Genomic DNA, 25,304 nt, shown 5'->3' with positions numbered 1-25,304 from the left:
GGCACCCCGGAGCAGCGCAGCATCGTCGCCCAATTGCTTGCCCACGGTGGCATCGCCCCCCGCGAGCAGCGCTTCCAGGCACCCGTGCTCTACCGCATGGGTGCGGACTCCGCCAGCGCAGGCATCCTCCTCGCCCCCTTCGACCCACGGCATCCGGAGACCGCCCGGCAGATGAAGGCAGCACCGCAGCCCGCAGCTCCCCGCTGATGGCGGCAGGCGGCAGGCGGCACCACCCTACGCGATCGCGTAGGCTCCATTCCAAAACCTCTCCGCCTTTCCCATTCTAACATGGACTCCGCCATGAGATAACATCGACCAAATGGGGATACACCCGCCCCACACCCAGCCATGCCCATTCCTTCTCATTGGTCCATTCCCGGAATCGTATCCAGCCCCTCTTTTGACAACCCCGGCATCTGGGATGATGGAGAATGGATCTCTTGGCACGAGATCAATTCCTATCTGGATCCATCCCCCGTCGGCGGACTGCTGGAGGACATGATCGTGACCGCCAAGGCCCATCTCGCTCTCGCCCACCGTCATCTCCCTGTATCCTTCTACGAAGAGATCGCCTTCCAATATGCCGCAGCAAGATCCAGATCTCTCCGCGACACCCCGGGAGAGAAGGACTGGCATGGATGGGCCAAGGGCTCGGCACCAGAGATCCGAGTGCTTCATCCCAGGCCACCACATCGCAGCCGTGTCTCAATCGCCGCCAGCGAGGAATTCGACTCCTTGTTGGTCGTGAAGATTGATCCCGACTTCAAGATCGATGCCTGCCGGATCGACCGCAAGCACCTGCCCAAGGCCAATCAGGGGCATCATGTCCTGACTTGGAAGCAAGCCCGTGCCGCTGCCGCCCTATCCCAAACCTCATCGCAACCGCCCGGTGACTACGATGCAGTTGAGCGCCCTATCGCCGGTGAGTGGATCTCTTGGGAATACATTCGCGAACGCCAGGTGAAGAGCTGGGGCACACGGCAGTTGATCGATGCGATGATCGACCTCGATCGTAAATTCAGCGAGTCACAGTATGAATTCGGCAAGCACATCTCCGGCTTCTACGGCCCCATGGGGGAACTCTACGCCACCCTCCGCTTCGGCATTTTCCTTCACGAAGACCCACACCATCCCGGATCGGATGGCACTCTCGGTGACCTTCGGGTCGAAGTGAAGACCATCGGCCCCGAGGACGGCAATTGGAATGGTCTCGTCACGGTGAAGGAGCGCAAGGACTTCGATGCCCTGGTGATCGTGAAGGTCGACCACGACTACCGAATCGACGCCAAAATGATCCCCCGCAAGCGCCTCCCTGCCGCCGTGGATGGCATCCACACCGTCCCTTGGAAGGACTTCACCTGCGACTACCGCGAACTCGTCCCCCAGCCCTAACGGTAGCTCTCTCTCCCTCTCTTGCCGATCTGCGGGTTTCTGATAGGGATCTTTCCAGGATTCATCCGTCTCCCCCGCCGCCATGTCCGGTTCCTGCTTGTCCTCGCGTTTCCGCTTCCGCCACCGCTCCCTACTCTGCTCTCTGGCTGCTGCCGCCATCACGACGAATCCAGCACGCGCGGAGTGGATCCTCTACTTCCCCTGGAGCGCGGAGGACATCGCCGTCGGGAATGGCCGGATGGTCGCCTGCGGATGGAATACCGCCGGCGTTTATGGTACTGCCGATGGCATCCAATGGACCAGACTCGGCGAGAATTACCAATCCGGCCGCTCGGTCTGCTATGGCAATGGCCAGTTCTGGATCACGACTGCCGGCAGTGAACTCTGGCGCACCGACGGCGTCTCCGCACCGGTGCTAGTCACCAATCAGATCCCCACCAGCAAGATCGCCTTCGGCAAGGGGCGACTGATCCGTGGCAATAGCAGCGGCATCTCCTACTCCACCGATGGCTTGGATTGGCAGACCGCGGTGGTGCCCGTGGCGGGGAGCTACGAGATGGAGATCAAGTGCTTCGGCGAGTTCTTCGTCGCCACCAGCGGCGCCTCCATCATCACCTCTCCCGATGGCGCGATCTGGACCCTGCGGGCGACAGGGACCGGCGCCGCCCCGAAGTATATCGCCTTCGATGGCAGCACCCATGTGGTCATCTCCTCCGGTGGCACACGCCAGTGGCGCTCCACCGATGGCCTGACCTGGACGGAGCTCGCCGCAGGCCCCGGCTTCACCATGGGCGACCTCCACTTCGCGAATGGCCTCTTCTACGCCGTGGGCGCCAATGGCAAGATCTCCACCTCGCCGGATGCGCTGAGCTGGACGCCCCAGAGCAGCGGCGTGGCCGTGACCTTGCAGACGGTGAATTCCATCGCCGGCCAGGTCGTGGTCTCAGGCCCGAATCAATTGCTGCGCCAATCGAGCACCGGCAGCGTGCCGATGCCACCGATCACCATCCACCCCGCCGTCGAGATCGAGTTTCACGCGGAGAACAGCGTGACCTACCGCATCGAGGGCTCCGCGGATCTCAGCTCCTGGACCGCCGTCGAGACTGGCATCCTCGGCCACGGCGCCCCGGTGAAGCGCAAGTATTCCAGCACCGGCCAGCCCTACGGCTACTTCCGCGCGGTGGCGGAGTGAGCGCCCCATCCTCCCTGCCTTCCTCCTGTTCAAAAACAATCGAGCGAAGGCGCGCACAACTGCCCCGGCTCGGCTTGGAAGGCAGGATTTGAACAGGAGAAAGACAAGAGAAGGGCAGGAGGAAGAAGCCCGGCTAGGGTCCACTTCCGTGTGTTCCGTCTATTCCGTGGTTAGCTTCTTCGGCTGTTTAAATTTGCGCCCATTCCCGGTGTGGAAATCGGAACCACGGATTTACACAGATGGACACGGATGAAAGGCAAGGACCGGTGAACCCCAGCCCATTCTTAATCCGTGCTCATCCGTGCAAATCCGTGGTTGGATCTCCTGCCTTTCAAATTCTTCGCCCTTTCGCGTCATCTCGCGGTTAAAAAAGCCCCTGCCAAGCAAGCCAGCACTTGCGCCCGTGTCCGCGCCTGCGGGATCCTTGCTACGGTGCGCGCCGTAGATGAGCACGGAGACCAAGCCCAAGCCACTGTCGCCCCGCCAGGAAAAGTTCGCCCAGCTCGTGGTGGGCGGGATGACCCAAGTCAAAGCCGCGCAGCAAGCCGGCTATGGCAAAGACGGCGCCGGCACGATGCGGCGGAACCTGCGGGTCCAGCAGCGGATCGCGGAGCTGCGTGCCAAGGTCGAGGCCCGTGGCGAGGAACTCGCACTGCTGAGCCTGGAGAAGAAGCGGCGCTTCCTCGCCGAGCTCGTCCTCACCCCCGTCGCGGAAATGGGCCCCGGCTCATGGCTGGCGCTGGAGTGGGAGCGCACGGAGACCCCGGCCCGCAGCGCCGGGATGCCTCCCACCGTAAAGACCAGGATCAAGCTCGCCGACAAGCTCCGCGCCATCGAGCTCGACTCGAAACTCGCGGGCCATTTCCCCGGCAAGGACGACGATAGCACCCAGCCCAAGCCCGCCACCGCGGCCCATGGCATCACGCTCGAGCAGATCCAGGACATCGCCCGCCGCGTGAAGATCGTCTCGCCACTCCTGCACCCCGGCTAGAGAGCGAGCGAAGGGACAGAAGCCATTCGCGATAAGAAACGAAAACCACGGATTTACACAGATGGACACGGATGAAAGGCAAGGATCATGAACCCCAGCCCATTCTTAATCCGTGTTCATCCGTGCAAATCCGTGGTTCCTCTTTGCCTCTCATCCTCGCCCATCCGCGAGATCCGTGGTTAAATCCGGCTGTTCAAATTCCGCGCCCTTCCGCGGTTCCTTGTTCCCATTCGTCAGATTCGCCAGATTCGTGGTGCCTCCCACGGCCTTTCCTCCCCTCCCCGGCAAACTCTCTCCTTCCCCACCAGCAGCCACCGCCCTATCTTCCCCATCGGTGAAGCGTATCCTCCAGAAAAGATGGTTCCGCATTACGGCATGCATCGTACTTGCGGTCGCCGTCATTCTGGCCATCGCCATCCCCATTGTGAACCAGCGCGGTGCCGCCGCCCTCCAGCAGGCCCTGGCTGATGCCCGCGCGGCCGGCGTGCCCCTCACCCGCGCCGAGCTGGATGCCGATATGCCGCCACCGGAGCGCAATGCCGCCCTCCACGGCATCCTCCACGACTGGGACACCGCCATGGCCCGCCCCATGGAACCCGGTGCCGCGGAAATCCTCGCCGCCTTCAAGCCCTTCGATGGCCCGAAGTGGAACGCACCCTGGAGCCCCGGCAAGCCGCCCCACCAGCCCAACTACCGCGCGCGCAAGCTCATCCAGGAGGGCCTGCAGATCGCCGGCCCACCTCCGCCCGACCTGCAAGAGAACTCCGCCCGCTTCTCGCAAATGCCGCCGGGCGATGGCTACGGCGAGGACCCTGCCAGCTTCCTCGCCGAGTTCGAGCGCCGCCACAGCGCCTTCCTCCAGCGGCTCGAACAGGACCTAACAGCTCTGCCCGATGTCCGCCGCCCGACCGCCGCGGGATCATCCCTCCCCAGCGACTACTTCCTCGATCGCCTCAGCGCCCGCTGCTATCCCCTGCTCTCCGCACTCTCCCTCCGCGCGGAGGCCGCCTTGCAGAGCGGCCGGCCCGAACTCGCCGCGCAGACCATCGCCCTCACCTTGAAGCTCGGCACCGCGCTCGGCTCCCGCGGGCCCGCCGGCAGCTCCACCATGGCGATCAGCCTGCGTGCCAGCTTGCGCCCGCTCAAAGCCGGCGTCACCCGCCACCAATGGCGGCCGGAAGACCTCGACCGCATCACCGCCGCGCTCCAGGCCATGGACCTCCGCCGCGCCATCCAGCGCGATGTCGCCGCCACCGCGCTCATGCTCGAGCTCTGGCAGCAGTGGAAGGACGACCGCCACGCCTTCCAGAATCAGGCACAGCTCATCCTCGGCCTCGATGACTTCCAGCCCATCGCCGCCGAGATCATCCGCAATGGCGGCGGCTACCTCGCACCCCGCGGCTGGTTCGATTGGAATGCCGCCGACTTCCTCCGCACCACCCAGGCCTGCCACACACTCGCCCGCGACCTGCCGCCCGCCGCATCCACCGCCCCGCTCCTTCCCACCTACACCGCGGCACGGCGCCTGGATTTCTTCCTCGATGAGGCCAATCCTCCCCGGGCGAGACGAAGCCAGTTCCTCATCTCCTACCCCTTCGCCACGGAACCCCTCATCACCGGCATCCGCGCCATCGTCAATCGCGACCAGATGATCGCCGCATGTGCCCTGGAGAGATACTACGCCGAGCATCGTACTTACCCCGCCGCCCTCCCGCCCGGCGTCCCGCTCGATCCCCTCCTGGCCAAGCCATTCATCTACAAGCCAGCCCAAGCGGACCAGAACTTCGCCCTCTACTCCATGGGCGTGAATGAGCGCGACGACGGCGGCAGCCGTAAGACCAACGGCGGCAAAGGCGACGACTGGGCCTGGTGGTGATGGCACCAGACCCCGCCTCACCTCACCCCGCCCCTACTCGTTCTTCTCGATCCGCTTCCTCACTCTCTCCGCCAGATCCGCATCCCCGATCTCCGCCGCCAGCTTCTCCCGGTCCTCGGGGGCGTAGCGGTCATCTCCCGCCGCCGCGGCGATGAAGCAATCCCGCGCCGCACCCGCCGGGACCTGCGCAGCCGTCTCCAGCACGCTCGCCGCCATCGCACCCCGGGCCAGTGCCGCCAGCGCCGTCTGCCGCAGCTGCGGATCCCCGATCGCCGCCAGCACCTGGAAGCTGCTACTGAGATCCGCACCATCCTGGATCATCACCCCGTGCACCGCCATTTGCACCAGCCCGGCATCCAGCTCCCCGCCGGGCCCGCCCAGCATTCCCTGCCCCGCCATCGCCTCCAGCAGCTCCGCCACCTCGCCGATGTAAGGGCGTTCCGCCACGTCTAACAACTGGCGGCAGGCCGCACCGCGTGCCTCCTCCGGCAGTGCCAGCAAGGCCTGCACCGCCTCTGCCGGTGCCAGCGGTGCGATCTCCTCCTGCGTCCAGTACTTCGTGAAAGTCTGCAGCACCACGGGATCCGTCTCCTGCGTGTAAAACTCCGCCGGCTGTCCGTTCCGGTCCATCAGCAGTTGGACCATCCGCGCCGCATAGCGATCCCGCGTATCCACACCCCTCGCCACCGCCACTCCGCCGAAAGGGTCCTGCACCATGGTCGGGGCCGGCGGCACATCCCGGTAGCGGTCGACCAAGCCGCGCAGCCGTGCCATCTCCTCCGGCTTGCCCTCGGCGAGCAGCGCCGCCACCGCGTCCGCCTGGCAAAATCCCGGCATGCCTGGCAGCAATTCCTCCAGCAGCTCCGATTGACCGCTCCAGCGCATCGCCCGCAACCAATCCTTCGCCACCCCCACCGACTCCGTGCCGAAGCGCCGCGCCGCGATCCAATCCCACACCGTCCGCGACTGCTCTGCCATCGCGATCGTCAGCGCCTTCTTGATCTCGCGGTTGTCCGCACAGGTCTTGTAGCGCTTCCCGTCCAGCGGGCCCAGCAGCCGGTCCATCGCTCCGCCCAGATCCTTGCGGATCCACTCCTGGAAGAGCTCCAGGCGCGCCGTCTGAAAGGCTTCCGCGTCCAGCCCCGAGTGCTCCAGCTCATCTAACAGACGTGCGAAGCCGCGCCCCGCTTCCGCAGTGGAAGTCCCGCGCGCTACCGACTTCGCCGGCACCCGCCATTCCCCGGCCCTGCCTCCGGCCACTTCCCCTGCCGGGCCGACCGCAGCGCGCGCCGCCAGCAGAAATGCCGCCGCATGCGTGCTGGCGAGACCGAGCAGCACCAACAGCAGCTTCACTCCCCGCTTCATCGTGCGCCCGCGCCCTCCTCGCGCTGGGTTTTCTTCTGCGCCACCACCGCCGCGATCATCCCGCTGGCGTGCTCGCGCACCCGCTCATCCGGGAACTTCTCCAGCGCCGCAAGACAGGCCTGCGGATCGCGGCCATGCCAATCCGAAAAGAGCTGGCTCACCGCGGCGATCTCTTCATCACCCTGCAACTGATAGCCGCCGGGATAGCCCTGCAGCACCGCGCTGATCTGCTCGATGCTGAGATGACTCTTGCTCAGGTCGGGATATTTCCCTCGCTCGATCCCCGACTCCTGCAGCCACTCCAGGGTCTCCAGCGGGCGCTCTGGCATAAGCTGCCATGCCAGCAGGACCCGCAGCTCCTCCTCCTGCGCCGCGACCGCCGGCCAGCCCGCACGCGCCCGTGTCATCACCTCCTCCAGCGGTATCCGCCCGTCGCGCGCCGCCTGGCACCACTGGTACATCTCCGGCAGCGCCTTGTACACCGAGGAGGGCAGGCAGCGGTAATTTTCATTCCACCACTGCAGGCCCACCTCCTCGCGCAGTTGATCGGTCAGGCTACCCGTCTTCTGGATCTCCTTCCGCTCATCATCGTGGGTCTTGTCCGCTCCGCTGGACTCCTTCTGCTGCGCTGCGGCGAATTGCTTCTCACACTCCGCCAGCAGGCCGGGCGGGAATCCCGCCGTGCGGATCTCCTCCAGATTTTCTGCAAAGTCCGCCCGGCTCGACAGGCTCTCCAGCAGGATCCGTGCGCCCTGACCCTCTTGCAGCACCGCCAGCATCCCCGCGATCTGCCCGGCCACCGGCTTCTTCCGGTCCAGCAGCTCGTAAACCAGGACCACCCGGTCCTCGAAGCGCGACATCCCCGCCGCCAGATCTAACAGAACCTGCGGGCCTTCCTGCGCCGCCGCCTCTCCGGCGAACTGGCGCAGGGCTCCGGCCGCCTGGGGATACTCCGCGACCAGGCGCGCCAGATCGCGGTAGCGCCCACCCTCCTGCACCCACAGCTTCATCTCATCCCTCACGCGGATCGTGCTGCTGCCATGGTCATTCAGCTCGAACCAGCGCAGTGCCGCCGCAGGATCCTGCTCCAGCCACAACGCATAGGCCGCACAAGTCTCCGCGCTCAGCGGCACCATATCCCAGCCATCTGCTTCCAGCCAGCTCTGCAGATCGGTCCCGACCGGTGCTAATCGCCTCGCCTCCTCCATCCCCTTCTTCACCAGCGCCGCCAGATCCGCGCCCGCCGGGATTTTCGCCCGTGCCGCCGCGACCTGCTCGCGCCAGGGATGCAGCGCCAGCTCATCCGCTGCGGCCTGCTTCTCGGCCGCGCGCTGCCGCACCCGCTCCTGCAGGCCCGCCAGCGTCATCGGCATGGATGCAGAAGAATTCACACTCCCGGCCGCCGCAGCAGCCGCCGTGTTCCTTCCCGCCATCTCATCCTCGCGCGGCCACGACTTCCCCAGCCACGACGCCACGCCATGCGACACCAGCAGCGCGCCAGCGATCCACATAACACGAGCGCCCCCGGTCACAGCCACCCCACCATCAAGCCCGGCCCATTCCATAGGTCAAGGACGCACCGCACTCCGCACTCCGCATCACTTCCCCACGGCTCCGGCCGCGATCTCGCCATCGATCTTGGTCTTGAACTTCGGCGTGCTCACTTGCTCCGCCCACTTCCGCGCCGTGGTCACGTCGCCACTCGCGAGTGCCTGCCGCGCGTAGGCCATGGAGACCGCCTCCGCTTCCGATAAAGCCAGCTTCGGCTTGGCCGCGAGCAAGGCATTCACCTTAGACATCCCATCCGGGCCCGCGATGTTCCGCGCCAGTCCGCGCAGCAGGATCGCCCGGTCGCTATCGGAAAACTCCCCGCCACGCATCCGCGCCAGCATGGCGTCCAGCGGCTCCGGCGACTTCGCGAAGAGCGAGAAGACCAGCGCCTGGCGGTGCTCCCCCTGGCCATAGCGCGCAATCAGCTTCAGCGCCTCATCCCAAGCCCCGGCCTGCGTCAGCCGCTCGAAGGCTGCGTGCCACATCCCGCCGCGATACCTTTCTTGGAGATCCGGGATTTCCCGCTTTTCGGCTGTTCAAATTTCGCGCCTCTTTCGCGTACTTTCGCGGTTAAAATCAAATCGCACCCTAACTCCGCGGCCACACGGAAAGCACGACGTGAAATCCACGAAGTCAGCCTGAAGTAAGCACCATTCCACACAGCCTCTTGGAATCCATCATGTATTCGATCGAAAGATTCTTCGCCGTTTTGCAGGATATCAAAGTTGCTCACTACATCAGCGCAAGCCTCTACCGGGCGGAGGCGAAGGAGAAATGCCTTCAGTGCGACAGAACGATGGCAGGGGGCCGCGACTACACCCGGGCCAATTGTCGGGTTGAGAATCCAACCGGCAATTCGCTGCCCGATTTCGTTGCTCTGTACGGGGGCGGAAACCTCTGGAGTGAGAGGGTGGTCGCACTGGTCCAGTCGAAAGGGCTTACCGGCTATCGGGCCACTGAGATCGAGTTGGTGCCCTTGCTAGGATCCACGCTTCCAGTAGAGCGCCAGCGCTACTACGCGGTCGACTTCACCGGACGGGTGGAAGTTTCGCGTCAACACTTCGATGACAATCTGGGACAAGTTTGTCCTGCCTGCGGCACATGGAGGCCCACGCGCGGGAAAGTCTCATGGGGGGACAAAACCGTAGCCATCCGCACCGACCTCGGCCCACTTCCCGATTTTACAACCGGGGGGAACGTTCGGGTTGGCAACCATCTTTGCAGCCGGGCCTTCGTCGACTTGGTCAGGGATCACTCCTTCACCGGCTTCAGCTTTCGTCCCGCCGCACGCGGCCTGCCCCGCGTCGACCTGGCAAATCCATCTTGGTTTGACACCTTCCGCGAGCAAGCGCGGACCTCATATCCGGAACTGCTAGAAGAATAGCCCGAAGCTGCCACAAACCGCTTCCCGAACCTCCCCTGCCTTCTCCACTGCTCGCTGCTCACTCGGCACAAATGCCTTTCCTGAACACTGAACACTAGCAAACTCACCTCACCTCCCCGAAGCCGGCGGCCCACCCGCACCTGGCACATGTGCCGGATCAGGCCCCGCTTCTTCCTTCTCCTTCGCCCGCTTCACCGCCTCATCCCAGTCCTTCTTCGCCTTCTCCTGCTCCGCCTTCACCGCGGCCAGGTCCAGGTGATCCTTCACTTGCAGCACCTCGCCCACATCGCCGCGGCTGCTGCCATAGGCGACCAGCATGATCGAGCAATGCGCCAGCTCCTCCGGCTCCGCCGAGAAGCTCACCGAGATCACATCCGCCGGCTGCTGATACACCACTGGATTCACTAGCAGCTTCGCCGAGAGCCGATGCTTCCCCGCCGCATCCACCATCTCCAGCTCCGCATAGGTGAACTTCTCCAGGAAATCCGTCTTCTTGAACTCCACCCACACCAGGGTCCCCGCATCCCCATTCGGCCGCGACTTCATCACGATCCCCAGCTTCCCCGCCTCCTCCTTCGACATCGGCCCCACCCCGATCATCCCGAAGCAGGGACTCGCCAGCAGCAGGAGCCACACGAAAAGCAACAAGGCCCGCGAGAGGAAATTCGCCTTCATGTATGACGAGACACGGCAGAGGGGAAATCCTTGGGAAAAAAAGATCCAGTCCCTCCCGGTCGTTCCTTCGCGGTTGAAGATCCAAACCACGGATTTACACAGATGGACACGGATGAAAGGCAAGGATCATGGACCCCAGCCCATTCTTGATCCGTGCTCATCCGTGTAATCCGTGGTTAGCCTCTCCGGCTGTTCAGATTTTCGCGTCCATCCGCGCCCTTTCGCGGTTAAAAACAAAGCTCACCCGGATCCAGCGGCCGCCCCCGGAGAGTAGAGGGTGAACCCTCGCGCTGATTCACGGCAGCAAGGCTGCCTGCCGGAAAGCGGCAGCAGGCTGCGCGCACTCCAAGGCCGCTGCGCGCCGGGAGATCCATCTGCTCTTATTCGTCCGATTCGTCCGATTCGCGGTGCCTCTCACTTCACCTTCCCCGGCGCTTCTCTGCCTTCTTCAGCGCCTCTTCCTGGACCCGCTTGTCTCCGATCGCCGCGAGGATCTTCTCCCGGTATTTCCCGTCCATCTCCGCGAACGCCGCGGGCCCGGACAGCAGCGCATCCCGATCCGGCCCGGCCGGCAAGTTCGGCAACTGCCGGATCAGATCGCCCACGCTCGATGGCTGGTGCAGGCAGTAGGTCCAGTAGAGCAGGATGTGCCGCAGCTCATCGCGCCGCACCGCCAGAGCCTGGACCATGATCTCCGCCGCATCGTGATAGCCCCCGTCCGGCAGCCCGTTGAAGCGCAGCGCCGCGTGCACGATCTCCGGCGTCACATCGCCTGGCTTGTCCGGCACCAGCCCGGCGGCATCCAGCGCATTGAGCAGCCGGGCCGTTTCCGCATAGCCGCCGCGGCGCTTGCCCGCCACCAGATCGTACACCGCGTCCGCCTGCATCTCCTTGGGCAGCTTCAGCAGCGCGGCCACCGCCAGATCCCGCTGCAGCGGTGCGGCCTCATACTTCACCCAGGACTCCTGCAACTGCTCGCGCACATCGTAACCGCCCCGCTCATCCTCCTCTCCATCGAAGAGCCGCGCCGGATCGCCCCCGCACAATTGCACCTTCCGCTTCGCATAGGCCGCCGCCTCCTTTCCCTCCGGATCCCCCAGCCCCCACCGCATCTCTGCCAGCTGCGCTGCATCCGCCTGTGGTGCCAGCCCCACGAAGCACGCCTCCAAGCCGGCTCGCGGCATCCCCGAGCAATTCTCCAACATCTGTGCCGTGCGCCCCTCCGCCAGCAGTGCCTCTGCCCACAGCTCCGCCACCGCACTACTAGAAGACCCGTACTTCCGCGCCACGATCCAACCGATCACCTTCTCCGCATCGCGCAGCATCCCCTCCCGCAGATCCGCCGCCAGCGCCTGCCGCACCGCCTCATAGCGCACCATGTTCCGCGGCGCGTAGAGGAAATCCAACGCCGTCCGCAGGTCCGCGTGCACCCACCTGCGGAAAAGCTCCGCACGCGCCGCGCGGAATTCCTCCAGCCCCAGCCCGGAGTCAGGGCGCTCCAGCGCTGCCAGCGGCTCCTGCCACTCCGGCACCTCCACCGAGCCCTGATCTTTCCTCACGCCCGCATCCTCCCGATGCCAGTCCTCCGAAAGCTTGTTGTCTGCGCGATATTTGAAATCCCCGCCCAGCTGCTCCCGCAGATCCGGGATCGCCTCCAGCAAGTCCACCAGTTGCTCCGGCTTGAGTTCATTCACGCCCTCGTGCAACTCGCGCAAGGCGTCCGGTCCATTCGCCCCCGCCAGCCATTGCAAGCTCGCCACCGGATCGAGATCGAAGACCCGGCGAAACACCAGCACCCGGAGTCTCGCATCCAGCTGCGCCGCCTCCGGCCACGCCGCCTTCACCCGCCGCAGCACTTCCTCCGGCGGTAGCCGCCGCTCCCGCATCTCCGCGCACCAAGTGGCGAATTCCGGCAGCTTCTCCACCAGCGTGGCCAACGGGGTCCGCCACGATTCGCCGGGGTAGCCAATATACTGGAGCCGCACCTCCAGCGGCAGATCACTCAGGTAATTGCCGTTCGTGTGCACAAAGGAAGCGATCACATCCCTCATTTGGTAGCGCTGGATCATGCTCTCCGTGTAGCCCGCTTTCTGCATCAGCTCCTCGACGCTCGGTCCATTGGGCTTCGCTTGCGCTTGTGCTTTGCCCAGCGCCATCAGCATCCGGTCGATCAAGCGGAGATTCTCCATGATCGTCGGGTCCAGGAATGGGCGGACCTCCAGCAGATGATCCTTCACGAAGGCACCATTCGCCAGCACCAGCTCCAGCAGCGCCTGCCGGTCCTCCCGCTGCGGCAGGCTCTGCGCCAGCCGCAGCGCAAACTCCGGGCCGCGCTGCTTCGCCAGGCCCAGCGCCGCATCCAATAGCACATCCGCCAGTGCCGGATAACGCTCTAACAAATCTGCCAGCCGCTCCTTCTTGCCCTCGCCACCCAGCCAGCGCTGCAACTCCCGGCTCAGCTGCATGCAATCCCGGTAGCGCGCCGTGACTGCCAGCCATCCGATCGCCGCGGCCTCATCCCGCTCCAGCCACATCTGGAATGCGGCCCGGCTTTCCGCCTTGCCCAAGTCTTCCTTCCTCTGCGCCGCCACCTCCAGCAGCGCCTTCAAATCCGCATCCGCAGGGATCTTCTCCCGCGCCGCCGCCACTCGCGCCGCGCGCACTTCATCCTTCGCCTCCTCTTCCGCCGCCCGCTTGTCCGCTGCAACCCGCTCCATCCCCGCCCGCACCAACTCGGCAAGCAAGTCCCCCGCCTGATCGCCATTCGCCGCGGGAACCGGTGCCACAGGATTGGGAGTAGGAGCAGCAAGTTCTGCACCCAGCAGCGCCGCATGACTCCACAGCATCGCCATGCCACCAGCACCCAGCCCGCCCAGCCGCGACTTCAAGTTCAAGCTCCTCTTCCGCTTCATATACCCATCAAGCCCGCCCCGCCGCCGGGGTCAAGAACGCAGCAACAACTCTCCCGCTTGCGTGGCACAACTCTTTCATTCCCGGTCTGGAAATTGGAACCACGGATGAACACAGATGGACACGGATGAAAGGCAGGGATCATGAACCCTAGCCCATTCTTAAATCCGTGCTCATCCGTGCAAATCCGTGGTTTGATCTTCGGCTGTTCAGATTTCGCGTCCTTTCGCGGTTCCCCTCCTTGCCTTCCTCCTACCTTCCTCCTGTAAAAAAACAATCAAGGGAGGGCGCGCACAACTGCCCGGCTCGGCTTGAAATGCAGGATTTGAACAGGAGAAAGGCAAGAGAAAGACAAGGAGGAAGAAGCCCGGCCAAGGTCGACTTCCGTGTGTTCCGTGGTTAGCTCTTCTGCCTTTCAAATTTCGCGGTTTTCGCGCCATTTCGCGGTTAAAAACAAAACTCACCCGGATCCAGCGGCCGCCCCAGGAGAGTAGAGGGTGCCCCCTCGCGCTGCTTCACGGCAGCAGGGCTGCCTGCCGGAAAGCGGCAGCAGGCTGCGCGCACTCCAAGGCCGCTGCGCGCCGGGAAATCCATCTGCTCTTATTCGTCGGATTCGTGGTGCCTCCCTCCTGCCTTTCATCCGTGCCATCCGCGCTATCCGTGGTTAAATCTCCGGGTCTCCACCCGCCATGACCACCGCCCTCATCTTCGACCTCGACAACTGCCTGGCCCCCGCCACCGCGATCGGCAGCGATCTCTACACCCCCGCCTTCGACGCGATCCGAGCGACCAACCACGGCCATCTAACAGACGAAGCCCTCGCCCGGGCCTGCCACGACATCTGGCGCCACCCGCTCGATTGGGTCGCCGCCCGGCACCACTTCACCCCCGCCATGCTCGCCGCCGCCTGGCAGGTCTTCACCACCATGGAAGTCACGCAGCCCATGCAGGGCTACGATGACCTCCCCGCCCTCCGCGATCTCCCCGCCGCACGCTTCCTCGTCACCACCGGCTTCCGCCGCCTCCAGGCGAGCAAGATCGCCGCACTCGGCATCGCCCCCTTGTTCACCGAAATCCACATCGATGCCATCGACGAACCCCAGCACCGCCTCGGCAAGGCCGGACTGATGCAACAGATTCTAACAGACCATCAGCTCGCCCCCGCCGAAGTCCTGGTCATCGGCGACAGCGCCCACTCCGAAATCGCCGCCGGCAACCAGCTCGGCATCCGCACCGTCCAGACCCTCCGCCCCGGCGTCCCCCATGCCGACAACGCGACTTTCCACATCCACTCCCTCAGCGAACTCCCCGCGCTCATGAAGTGAACACCCGCCGCACTTCTCAACGCTTCCGTGTGTTCCGTGTATTCCGTGGTTGGCCTCTTCGGCTGTTTAGATCCGCGCCCATTCCCGGTCTGGAAATCGGAACCACGGATGAACACCGATGAAAGGCAAGGATCATGAACCCCAGCCCATTCTAAATCCGTGTTCATCCGTGTAATCCGTGGTTAAATCTTCTGCCTTTCAAATATTCGTCAGATTCGTCCGATTCGTGGTGCCTACATCAGCCTCCCTCCGCCTCTCAAAAATCCGGCACCGGGCCCCTTGGGATACCATCTTCCCCGCTCATCTCCGTCCTCACCTTCTCCCTCAATCTCTCATCCCCCACCCACTCCAGTAACTTCCCCCGCAGCTCCGGCCCCAGATAGCTCAGCCCCGCCATACCCGCCACCAGCGCATCCCGGTCCCCGCCCGCCGGCAAGCCTGGCAGCACCGCTAACAGATCATCCACTCTCGCGTACGCCGGATCCCACATCGCCTGCTGCAGGAAGTAGTGCCGCAGATCATCCCGCTGGATCACCCGCGCCAGCTCCAGCAACTTCGCCGGCGTCCCCTTGTCCCACTCGGGGCGCATCTCCTCGGCCTGTGAATCCTCGATCATCTTCCAGGCCTGATGTCCCTTGATCTCTCCCACCAGCCCCTGCCCATCCAGCGCATCCAGCAACTCCGCCCGCGCCGCATAACCGCCGCGACGCTCCTCCTCCATCATCCCCAGCGCCGACTGCTCGCGCAGCTCTGCCGGGAACTTCATCAGCACCGCCACCGCATCCCGTGGCGGCAGATTCGCCGACTCCCGCACCACCCACATCGTGGCCAGCGCCTCGCGCATCTTCCCGCTCTCCTCACCCGCGAAGATCGCGGCGGGATCATCCTTCCCCAGCCTCAGCTTGCGCTCCGCATACGCGTTCACCACATCCGCCCCGCCGGCATCCTCTCCCAGCAGGTCCAGCCGCGCCCCCACCTGCGCCAGTTGCTCCGCATTCGCTTGCCGGGCCAGGCTGGGCAGGGTCCCGCGCAAGAGCTCCCCGGGCAGCAGGTCCAGGTGCTCCAGCACCACCGCGACCTGCCCCTGCTCCAGCAGCGTCTCGCTCCACTTCATTACTAAACCCATCGTATTTGAGCCGTAGCGCCGCTCCGCGATCCACCCCGCCACTTCATCCGGATGCCGCGAGATCTCCTCCTTGAGCTCGCGGTAAAGCGAGCTTCTCGGCTCCGCATAACGCCACCCGGACTCCGGCCGCCAGAGCACATCCATCGCCGAGACCAGATCACGTCGCAGCCACTCGCGGAAAAGCTCCTCCCGCACGAGCAAGAAGTCCTCCCGCGATAGCCCGCTGCCCGGCTGCTCCAGCTCACCCAGCAAGCGCCGGAAGCCCGCCGGCCCCAGCCCTGCCAGGCGCTTCTCCACATCATCCCGCTCCCGATCCACCGACTTCCCCGGCATCGCCCAGGCCCTCTCAGCCGCATCTGCCACACCCGCATCATTCCCATCGCCACCGCTCCGCCCCAGCGATCTAGCCACCAGATAGGCGCCGAGATGCGTCGCGACTAGCAGCAGCACGATCGCCCCCCACGCCCTTGCCCGGCCCTTCCGCTCAGACTTCATCATTCTCCCTCCGCCTCCTCATCCGGAAGAAATTTACTCCATCCCGCCTGACCCCGCAGCCCGGCGCTCGCCTTCGCATATCCCTGCGGATCGATCTTCTTCCAGCTCGCCAAGCTCGAGCGGCACTTCCCCCCGAAATCCTCACCTGCCAACTCCGCCACATCGGGATACGCCGCCATCAGCTTCAGCACCTGCTCGCCGGCGATCCCGTCCGCGTCCTCGCCGAATAGCCCCTCCAAGTCTCCTCCGCCCTCCTGATACCACTGCATGCTCGCCGCCGGATCCTCCCTGAATATCTCGCGGAAGACCAGCGTGCGGAGCTTTCCCTCCAGCCCTGCCGCTGCCGACTCCGGCCACGCCTCCTTCACCCGTGCCAACACCTCGTCCCCACTCATGCGCCCGTCCGATACCTCATCGCACCAGGTTCGGAACTCCGGCAGGCGCTGCTTGAAATCGGTGGTGTAACTCCGCCACGAACTGCCCTCCGCCGCCATCCCCGCGACTTGCAGTTCCAGCGACGGCGGTGCCTCCGATGCTCGCGAGGCCATTACCTGGTCGAGCTTCCGCTTGAACGCCTCTTCCTCGGCCATTTGGCCCTCCACCTCATGCGCGGCTTCCTCGATCTTCTCACGATACTTCAGCAGCATCGCTTCCGGCAGCCCCGCCTTCCGCATCGCATCCTCCACCTCTTCCGCCGGCCCCGCCCCTATCAGGGCACTGAGGAAGCGCGTCTCCAGCCCGCCCTTCAAGTATGGCCCCAACTCCGCCAGGTGGGCTTTCACGAAGTCCACATCATCCAGCGCCGTGGAGATGAACTCCAACTGCTCCTCCGGATCCTTCAGCGACTTCGCCAGCGCGAAGCTGAACTCCGCACCGCGCTGTTTGGCCAGTTCCTCTGCCGATTCGAACAAGATCCCCTCCGCCGCCGGATAGCGATCCATCAAGGCGGTCAATTGCGCATGCCTGCCACCCTCACCCAGCCAGCGCGAGAGCTCCACCTTTAGCGTTCCCAGCTCCTCATACCCCGCCGTCCCCGCCAGCCATCCCAGCGCCGCCGTGGCATCCCGGTCCAGCCACACCCCGAAGGCCGCCACCACCTTCTCATCGCCGATTGCATTCGTCGGCGCATTCTCCACCAGCGCCTTCACATCCGCATCCGCCGGGATCTTCTCCCGCTCTGCCGCCACCACCTTCGCCCAATTCGCCTCCCGATACTCCAGCAGTCCCCCACGCCGATTCTCCTCCTCCGCCCGCACCAGCGCCCGCCGCTTCAGCTCATCGATCATCGCGCGCTGCTCCCGCTGGATCTTCGACTCCAGCGGCAAGGTGCCGACTCCACCTCCCTCCTCTTTCGACGTTCGAGCTTCGGCCTTCGAGGTTCGAGCTTCGCCTCTGCTCTCCTTTCCCGCCGCCAATCCCATCCACACCACCAGCCTATGGCTCAGCAGCAGACCGGCCACGGCAGCAAGGAGCGGGATGAGCGGCGGCTTTCGACCGGGCATGAGCTTCAGCGGGCAGGATGCAAAAGCGCGGACCCATTTGGAAAGGACATAACTGCCGCCCCGCGGGATGAGCGGAAATCACCGCAGGGCCCGCACAGGCGTCCGGGCCCCTACGCGATCAGGTGTATTTAGGGGAAGTTAATTGATTCCCCATCACCTGCCCCCTAGACCTCCCGCCCGCTCCGGCGGCACACCCACACACACTCCCGATCTAACAAAAGATGAGATCCCCGGCCCTGCTCTGCACCCTCGCCCTTCCCTTGCTCGCCTGCGCTCCCAGCGCGGAGGCAGCCGTGACCCTCGACACCTCCGGCGGCAGTGGCGCGCCGGTGACGGTGACGCTGCTCTCGCCCATCACCTTCACCATCACCGTCCAGCAAGGGGTGTCTGCACCCATCTTCGTCTTCGATGGCTTCGGGGCGGACTTCGGGGGATCGGTCACTGGCTCCATCACCTATTCCGTGAATGGCGGCCCGGCAAAAGCGATCAATTACATGGGCTATGGCTACGCCAACAACGACATGACCGAGGATGACATGTACCTCTACGGGGATTTCGTGGCCCTGAACCTTGGAGACACCGTGGTCCTCAGCGCTGGCAGCCTCACCACGAGCGATATCATGGAGAGCTCCGTGCCCACTGACACCTCGTCCAGCGTCTTCATCGCCCAAGACTTCGGTGTCAGGATCAGCGACACCGCCGCCGTCGTTCCCGAGCCCAGCTCGGCATTGCTCCTCGGGCTTGGTGGCGCCGGCTTCTTCCTGCGCCGCCGCCGCGCCGCTTGAGCCAGCCAATTGATCATCATTCCCACCCTCCGGCAGGCGGTCCAGTGCGGCCGCTTGCCGGAGGGCCTGCGTTCACTGTTAGAATCGGGGGCGATCCATTTCAGGGACGTCCTCCACAGATTCACCGCCTCCCGCGTGGATCGTGGCCCATCACCTCCGCCGGGTCCATCCTTGGGTCTCCCGGGCCCGGGTCCAGTCCCTTCACCCCGCCCTGCTGCTCCACCGGCCCGGACTGCCCCCTGAGCTCCACCGGCCCCGACCTCACCACCAGCCACACGATCGCGATCAGCATCGCGGTCAGGACCATCATCGCCAGCAAGGTCGGATCAAAGCGCCTTTCCTCTGCCGGGGCATAGGAGCGGGCTTCAAAGTGGAAATCAGTCCCCAAGGAGTCGCGATGCTTCATCATATATACGTGTGCAGGTAAGAGTGAGTTGGCCGCTCCCTTCGCACGCCGCGTGCCGCCCTTCCTGGCCGCGCGGATCCGCCAAAATCCGGCGAATCCCCCGCCCGGGTGCCCGCCACGCCATGCACTCTGCCGCAGCCTCCCATGCAGCTTGCAGAGCGAGCTGCCTTCCGTGCATTCAAAATTCGTTGGAATCGCGCCTTTGCCAGCTTCGGTCGCGGATTCCCGGCCAAGCATTTTTCCCTGCTCACGGCGGTGATCTAACAGATCGAATCAAGCTGGATCCTCCTTCCCGCCTGCATCCGCTACGCACGCGCCATCCCGAACGCCGTTCCATCCCTCGGCTCCGCCAAGGGCTTGGCAAGCAACCCTGGCACCGCCCCTGCTAAAAGGACGACCGCACCCGCCGGCTTGGATCGCATCCGCGGCGGGCACCGCATTCGCTCGCTCACCCGACCCACCCCACCCGCCACGTGTCACCCGATTGAATTGAATTGATGGACCACAGCCAGATTTCTTGTCCGCGGATCTATTCACGCTTTCCGACTGCGCCTCTCATTTGCTCGGCGGATAGCCCTCGGATCAGCGGACAAGCACCCGGCTGCCCCCCTCCTCAAATCGGAGCATATCGGATCGATTCCCCCCTCCGCTTGCGCGCCTCCCGATGACTCCTTCCGTCATCCATCTACAAATGGATGGATGACTGACCGCAGTCACAACCCAACCGCGCACGCGACGGATTGATCCTTGCTTCGATCCCCCTACTTCCATCGTTTGGCACGTGGCGTACCCTTTCGCCACAGCCCCCGCGTCCACCTACTTTCCCCCCGCAAACGAACCGGACCCGCACCCCACGGACCTAGCCGGAGCATCCCCACTCTCCTGGAGATGCTCCGGCTATTTCGTTTATGGATATGGGAGAAAGGGTGACTTGCGCCCGTGTCCGGGAGGAGCATCCGCGCCGTACCCTGCCCGGATGCCTGCCGCGCAGCCCGACCTGACCGCCGCCCTCTCCCACCTGCCCGAGGGCGAGCAGCTCGCCCTCGCGATGATCTCGCCCGCAGTCCACTTCGCGACCTGCGTGACGATCAAGGACCGCAACAACCAGCCGCTGCAGAATCCGCCGCCGAATGTGCTGCAGCGCCGGATGAGCACCGCCTTCGAGACGCTGATGGAGCGCGGGGTGGGCAAGATCCGCATGATCGTGGTGAAGCCGCGGCAGGTCGGTTGCAGCACCTTCGCCCAGCACATCATGTATCACTTCGGCCAGCGGCGCGCGGTGGAGGGCATCGTGATCTCCGATGTGAAGGAGCACTCGGAGGAGTTGCTGCAGAAGCTCAAGAGCTACGGCCACAGCGACCGCTTCCCCTGGGGCCGGCGGATGGGCGGGACCAAGCGCACCGTGACCTGGGACCACGGCACGAACTGGACGGTCGATAGCGCGGAGAATCCGGATGCCGGTGTGGGCGGCACGCGCCAAGCCGCGCACTTCTCGGAGGTGGCCAAATGGCCGGCCACCGCGGTGAAGAACGCGGAACGTACGATGGCAGCCGTACTTCCCTCGCTCGGCGGCTCGCCCTCGGTGGTGATCGCGGAGAGCACGCCGGAGGGTGCCTTCGGCTGGTTCTTCGATACCTATGCGGCGGCGTTGCGGCTGGAGGAGTTGCTCGCGCTGTTAGACTCGAGCTGCGCGCCGGAGGAGGTGTGGGTGAAGGTCTTCGCCGCGTGGTGGGAATTCCCCGAGCACCGCCGCGGCAAGGCGGTGAGCGCGGGCGAGATCGGGCGGATCAGGGAGACGCTCTCACCCAGCGAGGAGCAGGGCATCGAGCGCCATGCCTGGGACTGGGAGCAGATCGCATGGCGCCGCGATACCATCGACGCAAAGTGCAATGGCTCGGAGAAGATCTTCGACTGCTACTACCCGGAGGACGATGTCTCCTGCTGGGCCGCCAGCGGTGCGCCACGCTTTGAGATGAGCGTGCTGATGGATATGGATGCCCGCGCGCGACAAGCGATGTCCGAGACCGGTTGGCTGGTCGCGCAGGAGACCGGCGGCGTCGCCTTCTCCCCGCAGCGCGATGGCAAGGGCGAGCTGCAAGTCTGGGAGCGGCCGCGCGAGGGCATGCGCTATGTGATCGCCTGCGATCCTGCGACCGGCGAGAGCCAGACGATCGGCGCGGACCCGGATCGCACCTCGATCCAAGTCTGGCGCGCTCGTTACTTCGATACCGGCCTGGACCGGGCGATTCCGGCCCGGCTGGTGGCCCGGATCCGCCCCCCTTTCACCGGGGATGACGATGTGGCGGCCGGCCACGTGACCCGCCTGAGCCAGTGGTATGGCCATGCGCTCGTGGCGCTGGAGGTGAACCAGGGGTTGCAAGTACTACGTCTCCTGAAGGACGCCGGGGTCCCGCTCTACAAGCGGGTGGTGGAGAGCGCGCGCACGAAATCGCGGGAGGAGCAGTATGGCTTCAAGCTCACCGATGACAACCAGCGCCGGATGGTGATCGAGGGACTCGCCGCCGCAATCCGCAACCGCGAGGTGGAAGTCCTCTGCCGCGACTGGATCCACGAGGCGATGGTCTTCATCACCAAGTCCAACGGCCGCAGCGAGGCGGCACCCGGCGAGCACGATGACGATGTGATGGCCGCCGCGATGGCTTGGGAGGTCTTGCCGAGTGCCGGGGAGTTCTGCATGAGAAGAGCCCGCGGCACCGAACCCGGAGACCGCGGCAACGGCGGCTGGGAAAGGGTGAGTGCTTGGAAGTAAGCTCGATAGAGCCTGAGAATTTCCCCAAATCTCCATTTTCCCCATTGGGAAATGGGTCCTTTTAGGAAAAACGTGTCGCTTTTTTCTCAAAAATACCTATTTTCCCGCGGAGGAAAATAGCTCTTTGAAGCAAATAACTGAAAATAAGTTGCTTTCGTTAGTCGAGCCCGGGGGGATAATTCTCGGATGCTTGCATGTGCTGGCGTCGACCTCTCATTGCGAGCCCTTCATGGGTGACCCCACGGTAGAACTTTCTTGGCGCTCGCTGGGAGAAACGGACGAGATCTTCCAATTTGTGGTGGAGGCAAAGTCGCGAAGCACTCCCGAAGCAATAGAGAGGGCAATTGCCAAAGCGAGTGCCACGGGAGGGGCTCCTCTGATTCTCGTCCCTTATCTTTCCGACAAGCGCTTGGATGAATTGGAACAAAGAAGGGTAAGCGGGATCGATGCCTGCGGAAATGGCCTGATCATCTCGCCGGGCAAACTGCTTGTCAGCCGTCGTGGCAACCCCAACCTCTATCCGGACAGCCGCAGCTTGAACAAGCCGTTCAACGGTCGCTCGGCGATGGTCGGAAGGATGTTGCTGGCGCAGGGCAGGTGGCCTTCCCTTAACGCACTGCACCAAGCACTGGCAACCAACGGTGCCGTCGATGAGATCGGGAAGCCGCTGTCGCTCTCACAAGTTTCAAAGGCGGTGAGTGCCCTGGTGGAGGAACGCATCGTCCGAAAGGCAGGTGGATCGATCATCCTTACAGAGCCGTTGCTGCTGCTGGAGGAACTGGCGAAAGCTTGGAAGATGCCAGGGGATCCAGTGACGTATTTTGCCAATGTCGAGGACGGCTTAAATATCGCCGACTGCTTGTCCAGCCTGTCACTCTCCACGCCGGTTGCCGGCTATCAGCGCCTGCTCCGCTGGGGTGTGACCGGGGAATCGTCGGTATCTCTCCACTCGGCACTACCACGTCACGGCCCCCTGAAGATCGCCGTTTCGAACATCTTGATGGCACTCAATGCCATGGGTCGCCGAATCACCAAGGCAGTCACTCCGGGCTTCGCAGACGTGCAGTTCATCGAGACCAAGGAAAGCGGCTTCTACTTCGGGAACATCGTCGGCACTGACGGGCTGCGCTGGGCCAGCCTGCTACAAACCTGGCTGGAGCTCCAGGCGGGCGATGCCCGGCAGCAAGAGAGTGCCCGGGATTTGAAAAAGCGATTGATCGAGGAGATAACAAATGAATCCGGCGTCCCAAGATACCCTGAAGCTTGAGTTCCTTGCACTGTGGAACCACTTGGCAGGCGCAGGTACTCCGCCGCTGGCTATTGCTGGAGGCTATGGCTTGCTCTTGAAGCAGGAAATGCTGCTGGAGCGTGGCGGACAAGGAATCCTGATTCCCTTGGAAAGGTGGAGCCAAGCGGCACCGCGCACGACCAAGGATCTGGACTTCGTGATTGACCTGGCCTTCATCCGCAACGCCGCGGATCAGAAGTCGATGGTAGATGCCCTTGATGCCTGCGGCTTCAAAGTCACGGCACGGAATCCACGCTGGCAGTTTGAGAAATCTGCCGGCGGAGGATCGGTAGTCATCGAGTTTCACGCGGTGACCCCTCCGGAGGGAGAGGCAGAACTCTCCTTCAAGGATCATCGAATCAAGCATAAGCCTTCCCTTGGCAGTGATGGAATCCATGCGCGACACAATCACGAGGCAGGAGGCTGCGAATTGCATCCCCAGACTCTCGATGTGGATGGCATCGGGATCCAGATCCCGAATGCAGTCACCTGGTGCGTGATGAAGTTGACGGCAATGGCTGACCGCCACCAAAGATCCGGGAGATCTGACCTCACGGAAGAGCAACGCCGCTACTCGCGCTCGCAGGCGGAAAAGCATGCGGTGGATGTCTGCCGCATCGTCGCCATGAGCTCCCGGGATGAAGGCAGGCAAGCGATGGAGGTGAAAGCCAAGCTCGAAGGAAGCACGGTCTTCTCCCTCGCCAGACAGATTGCCCACGAGTATTTTGCAGACGAAGATAGCTGGGGCGCGGTCGTCATCGAACGCTTTTGGTCGATGGAGGATCGGCGTGCGATCAGGACCTTGCTGGCGATCTGGTTCCAGCCCGGGTAGCGAGCACTCTCCCATCAATCGGCTGCTCTTCCGGGAAGAGCATTACCGCCCGCGTGGAGGCCCACACTTTGATTGACGAAAATCAAGGCACCGGTGGCTCCGGAGCCGAGTTTGATGGAACGGTGAAATGCGCGTGAATGGTCGGGATGCCATTGAGATGCAGGCGGCCTTGGTTAGGATGAGCGCTTTCCATGCGTCTGCGCACCAAAGTCATCGGCGTCTCGCTTTGCTTCCTGCTAGGGTGCGTCTACCAGTTTTTCACTCTGTGGTTTTGCATGTGGGCTTCCTATCCCGAGCCCGGGGCGGACCGCCTGGAGATGGTGAGCAACCCGAAAGCGGAACTGGGGGAGCAGATGGCGAAGCCCATCACGGTGCCGATGATGTGGCTCATCGGGGTCACGCGCCCGACCACAAACGATTGGGGCATCCTCGGCGGGTGCGTGGCGGTGATCCTCCTGATCTTGGGCTGGCTGCTGCTCTCGCTCGCCTATGGGACGGCGATCTTTGCCAGCGGCAGATTGCTGCTGTGGATCTGCCAGAAACCCGCGCGGGATACGAGCGACGGCTGGTATGATGACTGAATCCCGGGGAGTGGGTGGAATTTGGTTTTAACCGCGGAAGGACGCGAAATCTGAAAGGCAGAAGATCTAACCACGGATTTGCACGGATGAACACAGATTTAGAATGGACTGGGGTCACAGGTCCTTGCCTTTCATTCGTGTCCATCGGTGTTCATTCGTGGTTCAGATGCCTAAGCCGCAAACGGACGAAATTTGAGCGGCCGGAGATCGCATCAGCCGACCCGCTCAGGCGCGGGTCTTGCTCCCGGAACTGCCGGCTTCGATCTCGCCGAGGAGCTTCTCGGGGTCGACGTCTTGCATGAGTTCGGCGAGTTCTTCGTCTTCGTGGATACTGATGCCGAGCTTGTCGCTGATGCGGGTGATGAGGTGCATGAGGCGGGTGTTCTCGCGTTCTTCCAGTAGGCTGATGTGGAGGGTGAGGTTCGCGCGCATCTCCGCGAGGTCCTGCATGCGCTTCTGGGCGATGAGGACGAAGGTGGCGATGAAGATCGATTCCAGGGCCAGGATGAGGGCCAGGATCCTGAGCTCGGGATCGAAGCCGCGGATGGGCAGCAGGCCGCGGGCGGCCAGGACCCAGAGGCCGAAGAGCAGGAGGTGGAGGTAGACGGACCAAATGGTCGCAAGGGACGTGGTGGCGCGGGCGATGAAGCGCTCCGCGAGGGAATGCCGCAGCCGGGCGTCGTGGCGGCGCTTGAGGAGCGCGACGATGTTTCCCACGGATTGCGATTGGCCGGGAGCGGCGGCTTCATCTTCGTTCTGCATCCGCCATCCCTAGCACGAGAGGGGCCGGGTGGAGCGGTCCGCGCGCGGATGAAGAGGGAAACGGCACGGCGAATGCGTTAGATGCGAAATGCGCGG

General features: G+C 63.9%; 21 protein-coding genes. 12 read left to right on the top strand and 9 right to left on the bottom strand.

Annotated features, from left to right (window positions below; genetic code table 11):
* The 5 genes from BV071_RS25890 to BV071_RS25865 form a co-directional block, all read left to right on the top strand.
* The coding region (locus BV071_RS25890; protein WP_035613504.1) for a hypothetical protein at positions 1–207 on the top strand (207 nt) is incomplete at its 5' end.
* Positions 208–348: 141 nt separating this feature from the next.
* Positions 349–1,392 (top strand): hypothetical protein, encoded by a 1,044-nt coding sequence (locus BV071_RS25885; RefSeq protein WP_035613502.1) that lies wholly within the window; start codon positions 349–351, stop codon positions 1,390–1,392.
* Between the two features lie 82 nt (positions 1,393–1,474).
* Positions 1,475–2,584: a hypothetical protein gene (locus BV071_RS25880; protein WP_035613500.1), complete on the top strand. Its 1,110-nt coding sequence runs from the start codon at positions 1,475–1,477 to the stop codon at positions 2,582–2,584.
* A 445-nt stretch (positions 2,585–3,029) separates the two neighbouring features.
* The gene (locus BV071_RS25875) at positions 3,030–3,575 is read left to right on the top strand and encodes a hypothetical protein (RefSeq protein WP_035613499.1); all 546 of its coding nucleotides are present in this window, start codon (positions 3,030–3,032) and stop codon (positions 3,573–3,575) included.
* Between the two features lie 334 nt (positions 3,576–3,909).
* Complete coding sequence (locus BV071_RS25865) at positions 3,910–5,451, top strand: hypothetical protein (protein ID WP_265594896.1); 1,542 nt, start codon at positions 3,910–3,912, stop codon at positions 5,449–5,451.
* Between the two features lie 33 nt (positions 5,452–5,484).
* Here the strand turns inward: BV071_RS25865 and BV071_RS25860 are convergent, their stop codons facing one another.
* The 3 genes from BV071_RS25860 to BV071_RS25850 form a co-directional block, all read right to left on the bottom strand.
* Positions 5,485–6,804, bottom strand: coding sequence for a hypothetical protein (locus tag BV071_RS25860; protein ID WP_265594895.1), 1,320 nt, complete (start codon positions 6,802–6,804; stop codon positions 5,485–5,487).
* Between the two features lie 8 nt (positions 6,805–6,812).
* Entirely contained in the window at positions 6,813–8,327 is a 1,515-nt protein-coding gene (locus BV071_RS25855) for a hypothetical protein (RefSeq protein ID WP_035613492.1), read from the bottom strand.
* 87 nt (positions 8,328–8,414) lie between these two features.
* Complete coding sequence (locus BV071_RS25850; RefSeq protein WP_035613490.1) at positions 8,415–8,852, bottom strand: hypothetical protein; 438 nt, start codon at positions 8,850–8,852, stop codon at positions 8,415–8,417.
* Positions 8,853–9,046: 194 nt separating this feature from the next.
* On the opposite strand from BV071_RS25850, the gene BV071_RS25845 reads away from it, so the two are divergent.
* On the top strand, positions 9,047–9,751 hold the full coding sequence (locus BV071_RS25845; protein ID WP_035613488.1) for a hypothetical protein: 705 nt from the start codon (positions 9,047–9,049) through the stop codon (positions 9,749–9,751).
* 108 nt (positions 9,752–9,859) lie between these two features.
* Here BV071_RS25845 and BV071_RS25840 read toward each other — a convergent pair whose 3' ends face one another.
* A complete protein-coding gene (locus tag BV071_RS25840) occupies positions 9,860–10,426 on the bottom strand; it encodes a hypothetical protein (RefSeq protein WP_035613486.1) in 567 nt (188 codons plus the stop codon).
* A gap of 419 nt (positions 10,427–10,845) precedes the next feature.
* Positions 10,846–13,338 (bottom strand): hypothetical protein, encoded by a 2,493-nt coding sequence (locus BV071_RS25835; protein ID WP_035613485.1) that lies wholly within the window; start codon positions 13,336–13,338, stop codon positions 10,846–10,848.
* A gap of 687 nt (positions 13,339–14,025) precedes the next feature.
* On the opposite strand from BV071_RS25835, the gene BV071_RS25830 reads away from it, so the two are divergent.
* Entirely contained in the window at positions 14,026–14,661 is a 636-nt protein-coding gene (locus BV071_RS25830; RefSeq protein WP_052573897.1) for an HAD family hydrolase, read from the top strand.
* Between the two features lie 256 nt (positions 14,662–14,917).
* Here BV071_RS25830 and BV071_RS25825 read toward each other — a convergent pair whose 3' ends face one another.
* Both BV071_RS25825 and BV071_RS25820 read right to left on the bottom strand, forming a co-directional pair.
* Entirely contained in the window at positions 14,918–16,285 is a 1,368-nt protein-coding gene (locus BV071_RS25825) for a hypothetical protein (RefSeq protein WP_035613483.1), read from the bottom strand.
* On the bottom strand, positions 16,282–17,784 hold the full coding sequence (locus tag BV071_RS25820; RefSeq protein WP_035613482.1) for a hypothetical protein: 1,503 nt from the start codon (positions 17,782–17,784) through the stop codon (positions 16,282–16,284). The genes BV071_RS25825 and BV071_RS25820 overlap by 4 nt, the downstream gene beginning before the upstream one ends.
* Before the next feature lie 221 nt (positions 17,785–18,005).
* On the opposite strand from BV071_RS25820, the gene BV071_RS25815 reads away from it, so the two are divergent.
* Positions 18,006–18,569 (top strand): PEP-CTERM sorting domain-containing protein, encoded by a 564-nt coding sequence (locus tag BV071_RS25815; RefSeq protein ID WP_035613480.1) that lies wholly within the window; start codon positions 18,006–18,008, stop codon positions 18,567–18,569.
* Positions 18,570–18,690: 121 nt separating this feature from the next.
* On the opposite strand, the gene BV071_RS35780 is transcribed toward BV071_RS25815, so the two are convergent.
* Positions 18,691–18,978, bottom strand: a complete 288-nt coding sequence (locus BV071_RS35780; RefSeq protein WP_265594894.1) for a hypothetical protein — start codon at positions 18,976–18,978, stop codon at positions 18,691–18,693.
* Positions 18,979–19,951: 973 nt separating this feature from the next.
* Here BV071_RS35780 and BV071_RS25805 point away from each other — a divergent pair.
* From BV071_RS25805 to BV071_RS25790, 4 genes are all read left to right on the top strand, one after another.
* Entirely contained in the window at positions 19,952–21,745 is a 1,794-nt protein-coding gene (locus BV071_RS25805; protein WP_035613476.1) for a hypothetical protein, read from the top strand.
* A gap of 229 nt (positions 21,746–21,974) precedes the next feature.
* Positions 21,975–23,012, top strand: a complete 1,038-nt coding sequence (locus tag BV071_RS25800) for a hypothetical protein (protein ID WP_035613474.1) — start codon at positions 21,975–21,977, stop codon at positions 23,010–23,012.
* Positions 22,978–23,865: a hypothetical protein gene (locus BV071_RS25795; RefSeq protein WP_035613472.1), complete on the top strand. Its 888-nt coding sequence runs from the start codon at positions 22,978–22,980 to the stop codon at positions 23,863–23,865. Before BV071_RS25800 ends, BV071_RS25795 begins: the two co-directional genes overlap by 35 nt.
* Before the next feature lie 191 nt (positions 23,866–24,056).
* Complete coding sequence (locus tag BV071_RS25790; protein WP_035613470.1) at positions 24,057–24,446, top strand: hypothetical protein; 390 nt, start codon at positions 24,057–24,059, stop codon at positions 24,444–24,446.
* A gap of 225 nt (positions 24,447–24,671) precedes the next feature.
* On the opposite strand, the gene BV071_RS25785 is transcribed toward BV071_RS25790, so the two are convergent.
* Complete coding sequence (locus BV071_RS25785) at positions 24,672–25,208, bottom strand: DUF1003 domain-containing protein (RefSeq protein ID WP_035613468.1); 537 nt, start codon at positions 25,206–25,208, stop codon at positions 24,672–24,674.
* Positions 25,209–25,304: the final 96 nt, after the last annotated feature.

This window comes from Haloferula sp. BvORR071, from assembly GCF_000739615.1.
Lineage (GTDB): Bacteria > Verrucomicrobiota > Verrucomicrobiia > Verrucomicrobiales > Akkermansiaceae > Haloferula.
Note: the sequence above shows the minus strand (reverse complement) of the source record. Positions and strands in the feature narration are given on the sequence as shown.

Excerpts from the sequence above, each read along its gene's own strand:
- BV071_RS25840 (WP_035613486.1), bottom strand. The coding sequence starts at position 10,426 with ATGAAGGCGAATTTCCTCTCGCGGGCCTTGTTGCTTTTCGTGTGGCTC.
- BV071_RS25830 (WP_052573897.1), top strand. The coding sequence starts at position 14,026 with ATGACCACCGCCCTCATCTTCGACCTCGACAACTGCCTGGCCCCCGCC.
- BV071_RS25845 (WP_035613488.1), top strand. The coding sequence starts at position 9,047 with ATGTATTCGATCGAAAGATTCTTCGCCGTTTTGCAGGATATCAAAGTT.
- BV071_RS25835 (WP_035613485.1), bottom strand. The coding sequence starts at position 13,338 with ATGAAGCGGAAGAGGAGCTTGAACTTGAAGTCGCGGCTGGGCGGGCTG.
- BV071_RS25795 (WP_035613472.1), top strand. The coding sequence starts at position 22,978 with ATGAATCCGGCGTCCCAAGATACCCTGAAGCTTGAGTTCCTTGCACTG.
- BV071_RS25815 (WP_035613480.1), top strand. The coding sequence starts at position 18,006 with ATGAGATCCCCGGCCCTGCTCTGCACCCTCGCCCTTCCCTTGCTCGCC.
- BV071_RS25850 (WP_035613490.1), bottom strand. The coding sequence starts at position 8,852 with ATGTGGCACGCAGCCTTCGAGCGGCTGACGCAGGCCGGGGCTTGGGAT.
- BV071_RS25820 (WP_035613482.1), bottom strand. The coding sequence starts at position 17,784 with ATGCCCGGTCGAAAGCCGCCGCTCATCCCGCTCCTTGCTGCCGTGGCC.
- BV071_RS35780 (WP_265594894.1), bottom strand. The coding sequence starts at position 18,978 with ATGATGAAGCATCGCGACTCCTTGGGGACTGATTTCCACTTTGAAGCC.
- BV071_RS25805 (WP_035613476.1), top strand. The coding sequence starts at position 19,952 with ATGCCTGCCGCGCAGCCCGACCTGACCGCCGCCCTCTCCCACCTGCCC.
- BV071_RS25875 (WP_035613499.1), top strand. The coding sequence starts at position 3,030 with ATGAGCACGGAGACCAAGCCCAAGCCACTGTCGCCCCGCCAGGAAAAG.
- BV071_RS25885 (WP_035613502.1), top strand. The coding sequence starts at position 349 with ATGCCCATTCCTTCTCATTGGTCCATTCCCGGAATCGTATCCAGCCCC.
- BV071_RS25785 (WP_035613468.1), bottom strand. The coding sequence starts at position 25,208 with ATGCAGAACGAAGATGAAGCCGCCGCTCCCGGCCAATCGCAATCCGTG.
- BV071_RS25880 (WP_035613500.1), top strand. The coding sequence starts at position 1,475 with ATGTCCGGTTCCTGCTTGTCCTCGCGTTTCCGCTTCCGCCACCGCTCC.
- BV071_RS25800 (WP_035613474.1), top strand. The coding sequence starts at position 21,975 with ATGGGTGACCCCACGGTAGAACTTTCTTGGCGCTCGCTGGGAGAAACG.
- BV071_RS25790 (WP_035613470.1), top strand. The coding sequence starts at position 24,057 with ATGCGTCTGCGCACCAAAGTCATCGGCGTCTCGCTTTGCTTCCTGCTA.
- BV071_RS25825 (WP_035613483.1), bottom strand. The coding sequence starts at position 16,285 with ATGATGAAGTCTGAGCGGAAGGGCCGGGCAAGGGCGTGGGGGGCGATC.
- BV071_RS25855 (WP_035613492.1), bottom strand. The coding sequence starts at position 8,327 with ATGTGGATCGCTGGCGCGCTGCTGGTGTCGCATGGCGTGGCGTCGTGG.